Here is a 5943-nt window from a genome sequence, read left to right on the forward strand (position 1 = left end):
ATGCTATATTAAATTTAGTCAAGTTAATTTGAGGTTAATACAAATATGACACAGGAATTAATAGACCTCAGAAATAGTATTTTAGAACAGCGTTATAGTGATGCTTTATCTCTTGTTGATGAGTTAGAGGGGATGAGCAAAAAAGCTATTTTGCGACAAATAAAGGCTTTCCTAAATGTTTTACTAATACATCTAATTAAGAATGCTATTGAACAAAGATTAACCAATTCTTGGGCAGCTTCTATCAGAAATGCAGTGGTAGAAATTCAAGATATTAACCTTAAGGAAAACAAAAATTCCTATTATATTAATGTTGATGAATGGGAAAATTTAATTTTAGAAGATATAATAGAGAAAGCTATAGCTGATGCTAGTGAAGAAGTTTTCAATGGTGCATACAATCAATTTCAATTAGAGGAAATGATTGACCAAAGGGACTTGATAATAAAAGGTTGTCAATTTTTAAGTTTGACTTATGAACATTCAGCAAAAACTTTACCGAAAGCGATAACGGAAGTTTTAATACAGTTACCAGGTGGGGAAAGTTGGTTTAACCGCAAGTAGTTAAAGATCCCCGACTTCTTAATGTAATCACGAAATTTGTGTTTTTAACCAACTCCGAAAATTCTTAATCATTGACACCTCACCCACTTGTAAACTAGAAGCTAAAAACTGAGGAACTTCTGTATTTAAAGGTAAATTTGCAAAAGTTGGTGAACCATTGCAAGGAATATATTTATCCTCAGATAAACTATAAATTTGCATCACAGGTTCATCATAACGCCAAACTTCAGGAACACCTAAAGCTTGATAAATTGGTAATTTATCAATAGAAGAACTAGCATAATCAACTTCTATGACTAAATCAGGTGGAGGATCTTGAGTTAAATCTAAACTAGTTTTATTTCTCATAATTGGTTCATTTTGAATATAGAAACTAGAATCAGGTTCTACACCTTTAGCTAAATCTTCTCTTTTACAAGTTAATGAACCAGTGCTTTTGACATTGAGATTTAACTCTTCAACTAAAACAATAATTAGATTTTGTAACAAACGGTTATTATGTTCATGGGGCATTAATGGAGTCATAATTTCTAAGATTCCCTGATTATAAGTAAACCTGTTATGGCGATCGCCACCTGTTTCTACTAAAATTCGTTCAAAAGTATTCCAAGAAATATGATGGAGGATAACGCTATTGGTGTGAGTGTTGCTGTGAGTAGGTGCTAGAGTTACCATAGAAATTCACCTCGCAGTTTTAATTGTTCTATTATATCACTTTAGGGAATATGGAAAATTCTCCCTAAGAATTAATTTAAAAGTTCTATCAGTTCATCTTTAGTTAAATCTGCATCTCGAATTATTTTTACTAATAAACCTTTTCCGATAGTTTTACCACTATGGGAAGGAATAGAAACAACTCGATTATCTTCATGTTTCATTCTTACATGACTTCCCTTTTGTATGACTATATAAAAACCTGCTTTTTCTAATGCAGCAATCAGTTCTTCTCCTGTAATTGTTGGTAATTTAGTCATGATAATACTACTTTTTGCACACCAATAAATTCAGTTATTGATTCCTCTTCTAGTTCTTCTAAACACATTTCAATAACTTCTTTAATATTTTTCATGAGTTCATCAATAGTTTCTCCTTGACTATAACAGGCTTTAAGTTGGGGAACTTCACCAATATACATACCATCTTCATCTCTTTCAATTACTACATAAAATTCTTTGTTTTTCATGGTTTTATTTGTCATGGCGATAGGTTACTAATAAAGTTAGCAATATTCGACTTTTATTGTAACACAAACGAAAGATCCCCGACTTCTTTGATAAATTAACATTATTTACCAAAGATTAAATTAAGAAGTCGGGGATCTGGGTATTGCATCATTTTGGTTTTTTGCTTCTTTCCCAAGCTTTTGATGCTGGTGGTAGAGGTGATGATGGCTTTTCTATAATTTCAATAATTGTACTAATCACTTGATGAAGTTTATCATCTTTGAGTTTTCCAACGTACCGAATTACATTACTTTTATCAACCGTCGTAATAATATTAGGGCGAATATAACAAGGACTTAAATTTAATTTACCCACTCTAAAATCTTGATCTTCTAATTTAATTTCATAATCTCGTCCTGGTTTACTGGTAATAGGACAAATTATAATATTATTATTGTCTGATTCAGTTATAACTAAAGCTGGACCTTTCTTTGTGGTAGATGTGTCAGAAAAAGGAAAAGGAACAGATATCAGAAGGAGTTTATGCTTGCATTTCTTGAATCAAATTCTCTAATTCTGATAGTTGTTGCCTCATTTATTTTCGATGATCATGATACTATTTTAAAGCAGCATAGACATCAGATAAGGTAATACTAGAATTATTCTGGAGAAGCATAACCTAAGAAAGTCTATCTGTATCGTCTGTATCGTCTGTATAATTACCCCCAGAACTATTAGCATTGTTTCGGGTAATTATTAACGCACCTATTGATGTAATTAAGATGCCAAGACCGGTAGCAAAAGCAGGTTGTCCATATAAAAGAATAATAGCAATGATAGCTCCAATAAAACCAATTATTGGAGAAAAAAACGAAAACGTTGATAATAAAATAATTACGAGAAATGGTAACAGTAAGAAGCTAATTCCAACACTTATAATACAGTAAATTAAATCTCCAATAGTGAAGGGTTCTCCTCTAGATATAAACCCAATGATACCGATCGCTAGGAAAAATAGACCTGCAATAAAAACTCCAGGTGCATTTTTCTGTAGGTCTTGATTAAAGTTTTTGGACATTTTTAAAGATTCCTTACAAAATTCTGTGCAGTTCTTTATTTTGCTTATCGCTAAAATTCACCTATTTAGACTTTACTTGAAGATTTCGGGATGGTTATATGCAAAAATAGCAACGTCGATACAGAATACTAGACAAGCTATATTAGCAAAGACAGCGGCCCCAGTGTTCAGGGTACAAGTTTTTTCATATACGCCTATAAAATTAGATTCTGTACACTCTCGTAAAAACGGAAAATTCATTAAGAAAAGAAATACAACAAAATTAGTGAATAAAAGATTGAAAAAAAACTGCCGATAACAATTGCTAAGTGTTTTGGACTTGATTTCTCCAATTTTGACATCACAAAAACCCCTAAAGTATTTATCAGTAAACCAAAAATATGTTCTAACCTGAGTTCAGGATAAGTTTAAACCCTAATCTTGTCATTGAATAATTTTGTGATCTGTTATAGCTACAAATCCATAACCCACAGCAGCACCTACAATAAAGGAGGCGTATAATATCCTACATAATTTATATTTACCCATCTTAGAGGATGTCTGAAATTTTAATTTACTAGGCTATGCTACACCATACACCTAAACCTGAAAAGCGGAAAAAAGCGGATCGCAAAAAAAAATTACAAACAGGCGGAAAAAAGCTGGAAAATACGGATAAAGTCTGCTATCATTACTGATGTCGCGTTACATTTCTAACCATGCAGGTTCACGAACTACTACAACTTGTGGATGAAGCTGTTTATCTCAACACAGGCAAGCATCTCAATGACTTGCAACGTGGAGTTATTGAGGGGACACTAAAGCATCAAAAGTATGCTGATATTGCCGAAAATTGTGGTTGTAGCGCTGGTCATGCAAAGGATGTAGGTTACGAACTTTTACAAATGTTATCTGATATTTTTGATGAACCAGTTGATAAAAGTAATCTTAAATCTGTTCTGGAACGACAGGGAAATGTAAATCTTTTTTTAGGTGATAAAAGTATTAATCAAAATATAATTGGCTGTATAAATATTAGTTCTAAACAACCTAAAACTAAATCAGATAAAAATAATTCTAGTAATACTCAATTAAAGCAACGTAAAAATAATAAAATTCAGATAGAAAAAATTGATAAATTACGGTATTTTGGTTTAAGTGATGAACAAATCGCAGAGGTATTAGAGTTACCTTTAGAGATAATTAAACAGGTAGAATCGGAATAATAAAGCTTTTAATTTCCACTGTGATTTTTTCTTTGCCTTTTTCCTCTGTACGCAATCAATGTTATAATAACATTAATTCTTGAGTATCCTATTATGAGCCAAATTCTAACTCTGGAACTAAGTGATAAAATAGCGATCGCTATTCAGCAACAAGCTAATAATGTCGGTATTTCTCCCGAAAGTTTAGCAACGGCATTGCTAGAACAACATTTTAGTCAAGTTTTGCCAGTATCTACAGATGCACAAAAAGAATTAGCACAGGCAAAATTCGAGCGTCATTTTGGCACACTCAATATTCATAATAGTACAAATATTGATAATGAAAGCATTGATGCAGATTTAGCGAAAGAGTATGCTAATAACCACCAGGAGAGTTAATGTTAATTGATACCTCCGGGTTACTTTGTTTACATTATCCCACAGAGCCACTTCATAGTCTAGCGTGTATTGCATATCAAAAGGCTACAGTTAAGGTAACTCATAGTTATATCATCGCTGAATATGTTGCTTTAGCCAATGCTAGACGCTTTCCTCGCTCATCTATACTTGCTTTCGTGATTGATTTATTGGATAATCCAGATATTGAAACCGTTTGGATTAATGAATCATTGTATCGAAAAGCAATTGATCTATTGATGATCAGACAGGATAAAAGTTATTCTTTATGCGACTCTATCAGCTTTGTATTGATGCGTGAACGTCGTATTAAGGAAGCATTAACAACAGATAGACACTTTGAGCAAGAAGGCTTTATTCGTTTACTTCATCCAGAACTATAAAATCTAAACAAGCTAAAATTAAAATTGTAATGAAGATATATGGATGTAAAAATATGAAGCTAAGAGTAATTCTAGAACCTAGTGATGAAGGTGGTTATACCGTTTATGTTCCCTCCTTACCTGGTTGTATCAGTGAAGGGGAAAATGTTGATGAGGCATTAGCAAATATTAAAGAAGCTATAGAGTTATATCTTGAACCTATAGAAAATGAATTTTCCTTTAGGGAAGGTATTATTGTTCGAGAGTTGGTTCTATGACAAAAGTTCCCAGCCTTCCATACACTAAAATCATCGCTGCTCTAGAACGAGATGGATGGGTTGTGGTTCGTCAACGTGGTAGCAAAGCGTGGCTTTCAGCCATAGTGTTCCCTGTTCCCTGCTATAGTTAATGATATAATTGTCTTGGTTGTTGGTATTTGAGGTTAATAAAAAAATGACACAGGAACTAATAGACCTCAGAAACTGTATTTTAGAACAGCGTTATACAGATGCTTTGGCTATTGTAGATGAATTAGAAGGGATGAGTAAAAAAGCAATTATTAGACAGATTAAATCTTTTTTAAAAATCCTGTTAATTCATTTAATTAAAAATCAAATAGAAAAACGACTAACTAATTCTTGGACTGCTTCTATAAGAAATGCAATCTTAGAAATTGAAGATGTGAATTTAAAAGAAAATAAAAAATCATATTACATTAATCAAGATGAGTGGAATGATTATCTTGAAAATGAAATAGATGTAGCTATTCGAGATGCAAGCGTAGAAGTGATGAATGGCATTTATAGTCCGTTTCAACTTGCAGATTTTGTAGACCAACAAGAGATAATTCATCAAGCAGAATTGCTGCTAAATCTCACTTATAATCACTCAATTAAAGAATTACCCGCAATCATTGATAATTATTTAACTGAGTTACCCGGTGGTGAAGATTGGAAATTAGGAAAAAGGTAATTTATCAAATATTTTCTACCACTTCAAAAACGCCTCTTCAACTCCTTTCTCCCGTCTAACTTTCGCATCAATTTCAAACCAAGTAATAATTTGTTTTGCTGTTAATTCCTCAATAGAAACATCATATTCCTTCGCAATGTGTTGTAAAATCCGCAAAGAAGAAATTGTCAATCTAGTTAAAACCCACATTCCGCACCCTTAGC

At 32.5% G+C, this 5943-nt stretch carries 12 protein-coding genes and 1 pseudogene; 7 read left to right on the forward strand and 6 right to left on the reverse strand.

Annotated elements, in window-relative coordinates; all coding sequences use genetic code 11:
• Nucleotides 1-45 precede the first annotated feature (45 nt).
• Nucleotides 46-564: a DUF29 family protein gene (locus CUN59_RS15515; RefSeq protein ID WP_104388691.1), complete on the forward strand. Its 519-nt coding sequence runs from the start codon at nucleotides 46-48 to the stop codon at nucleotides 562-564.
• A 27-nt stretch (nucleotides 565-591) separates the two neighbouring features.
• Here the strand turns inward: CUN59_RS15515 and CUN59_RS15520 are convergent, their stop codons facing one another.
• From CUN59_RS15520 to CUN59_RS15540, 5 genes are all read right to left on the reverse strand, one after another.
• Nucleotides 592-1239 carry a Uma2 family endonuclease gene (locus CUN59_RS15520; RefSeq protein WP_104388692.1) on the reverse strand — a complete coding sequence of 216 codons (648 nt, stop codon included), beginning with the start codon at nucleotides 1237-1239 and terminating at the stop codon, nucleotides 592-594.
• Nucleotides 1240-1310: 71 nt separating this feature from the next.
• The gene (locus CUN59_RS15525; RefSeq protein WP_104388693.1) at nucleotides 1311-1538 is read right to left on the reverse strand and encodes a type II toxin-antitoxin system HicA family toxin; all 228 of its coding nucleotides are present in this window, start codon (nucleotides 1536-1538) and stop codon (nucleotides 1311-1313) included.
• Nucleotides 1535-1747 carry a type II toxin-antitoxin system HicB family antitoxin gene (locus tag CUN59_RS15530; protein WP_028082499.1) on the reverse strand — a complete coding sequence of 71 codons (213 nt, stop codon included), beginning with the start codon at nucleotides 1745-1747 and terminating at the stop codon, nucleotides 1535-1537. Before CUN59_RS15530 ends, CUN59_RS15525 begins: the two co-directional genes overlap by 4 nt.
• A gap of 148 nt (nucleotides 1748-1895) precedes the next feature.
• Complete coding sequence (locus CUN59_RS15535; protein ID WP_104388694.1) at nucleotides 1896-2261, reverse strand: type II toxin-antitoxin system PemK/MazF family toxin; 366 nt, start codon at nucleotides 2259-2261, stop codon at nucleotides 1896-1898.
• 145 nt (nucleotides 2262-2406) lie between these two features.
• Nucleotides 2407-2805 carry a hypothetical protein gene (locus CUN59_RS15540; protein ID WP_104388695.1) on the reverse strand — a complete coding sequence of 133 codons (399 nt, stop codon included), beginning with the start codon at nucleotides 2803-2805 and terminating at the stop codon, nucleotides 2407-2409.
• Nucleotides 2806-3503: 698 nt separating this feature from the next.
• Here CUN59_RS15540 and CUN59_RS15550 point away from each other — a divergent pair.
• The 6 genes from CUN59_RS15550 (at nucleotide 3504) to CUN59_RS15570 (ending at nucleotide 5740) form a co-directional block, all read left to right on the forward strand.
• A complete protein-coding gene (locus CUN59_RS15550; RefSeq protein WP_104388697.1) occupies nucleotides 3504-4010 on the forward strand; it encodes a helix-turn-helix domain-containing protein in 507 nt (168 codons plus the stop codon).
• A 93-nt stretch (nucleotides 4011-4103) separates the two neighbouring features.
• Nucleotides 4104-4388 (forward strand): hypothetical protein, encoded by a 285-nt coding sequence (locus CUN59_RS15555; RefSeq protein ID WP_104388698.1) that lies wholly within the window; start codon nucleotides 4104-4106, stop codon nucleotides 4386-4388.
• Nucleotides 4388-4789, forward strand: a complete 402-nt coding sequence (locus CUN59_RS15560) for a type II toxin-antitoxin system VapC family toxin (RefSeq protein ID WP_104388699.1) — start codon at nucleotides 4388-4390, stop codon at nucleotides 4787-4789. The genes CUN59_RS15555 and CUN59_RS15560 overlap by 1 nt, the downstream gene beginning before the upstream one ends.
• 53 nt (nucleotides 4790-4842) lie before the next feature.
• Nucleotides 4843-5046 (forward strand): type II toxin-antitoxin system HicB family antitoxin, encoded by a 204-nt coding sequence (locus tag CUN59_RS15565; protein WP_104388700.1) that lies wholly within the window; start codon nucleotides 4843-4845, stop codon nucleotides 5044-5046.
• Entirely contained in the window at nucleotides 5043-5177 is a 135-nt protein-coding gene (locus CUN59_RS21150; RefSeq protein ID WP_133164034.1) for a type II toxin-antitoxin system HicA family toxin, read from the forward strand. Before CUN59_RS15565 ends, CUN59_RS21150 begins: the two co-directional genes overlap by 4 nt.
• A gap of 44 nt (nucleotides 5178-5221) precedes the next feature.
• On the forward strand, nucleotides 5222-5740 hold the full coding sequence (locus CUN59_RS15570) for a DUF29 family protein (RefSeq protein ID WP_104388701.1): 519 nt from the start codon (nucleotides 5222-5224) through the stop codon (nucleotides 5738-5740).
• Between the two features lie 15 nt (nucleotides 5741-5755).
• Here CUN59_RS15570 and CUN59_RS21500 read toward each other — a convergent pair.
• Nucleotides 5756-5920, reverse strand: a pseudogene (locus tag CUN59_RS21500) (NDH complex assembly factor CRR9); the annotation flags it as partial.
• Nucleotides 5921-5943 lie beyond the last annotated feature (23 nt).

This window comes from Cuspidothrix issatschenkoi CHARLIE-1 (genome assembly GCF_002934005.1).
Lineage (GTDB): Bacteria > Cyanobacteriota > Cyanobacteriia > Cyanobacteriales > Nostocaceae > Cuspidothrix > Cuspidothrix issatschenkoi.

What these genes read in the sequence shown, in the direction of transcription:
- CUN59_RS15515 (WP_104388691.1), top strand. Translation starts at nt 46, where the DNA reads ATGACACAGGAATTAATAGACCTCAGAAATAGTATTTTAGAACAGCGT.
- CUN59_RS15520 (WP_104388692.1), bottom strand. Translation starts at nt 1,239, where the DNA reads ATGGTAACTCTAGCACCTACTCACAGCAACACTCACACCAATAGCGTT.
- CUN59_RS15525 (WP_104388693.1), bottom strand. Translation starts at nt 1,538, where the DNA reads ATGACTAAATTACCAACAATTACAGGAGAAGAACTGATTGCTGCATTA.
- CUN59_RS15530 (WP_028082499.1), bottom strand. Translation starts at nt 1,747, where the DNA reads ATGAAAAACAAAGAATTTTATGTAGTAATTGAAAGAGATGAAGATGGT.
- CUN59_RS15540 (WP_104388695.1), bottom strand. Translation starts at nt 2,805, where the DNA reads ATGTCCAAAAACTTTAATCAAGACCTACAGAAAAATGCACCTGGAGTT.
- CUN59_RS15550 (WP_104388697.1), top strand. Translation starts at nt 3,504, where the DNA reads ATGCAGGTTCACGAACTACTACAACTTGTGGATGAAGCTGTTTATCTC.
- CUN59_RS15555 (WP_104388698.1), top strand. Translation starts at nt 4,104, where the DNA reads ATGAGCCAAATTCTAACTCTGGAACTAAGTGATAAAATAGCGATCGCT.
- CUN59_RS15560 (WP_104388699.1), top strand. Translation starts at nt 4,388, where the DNA reads ATGTTAATTGATACCTCCGGGTTACTTTGTTTACATTATCCCACAGAG.
- CUN59_RS15565 (WP_104388700.1), top strand. Translation starts at nt 4,843, where the DNA reads ATGAAGCTAAGAGTAATTCTAGAACCTAGTGATGAAGGTGGTTATACC.
- CUN59_RS21150 (WP_133164034.1), top strand. Translation starts at nt 5,043, where the DNA reads ATGACAAAAGTTCCCAGCCTTCCATACACTAAAATCATCGCTGCTCTA.
- CUN59_RS15570 (WP_104388701.1), top strand. Translation starts at nt 5,222, where the DNA reads ATGACACAGGAACTAATAGACCTCAGAAACTGTATTTTAGAACAGCGT.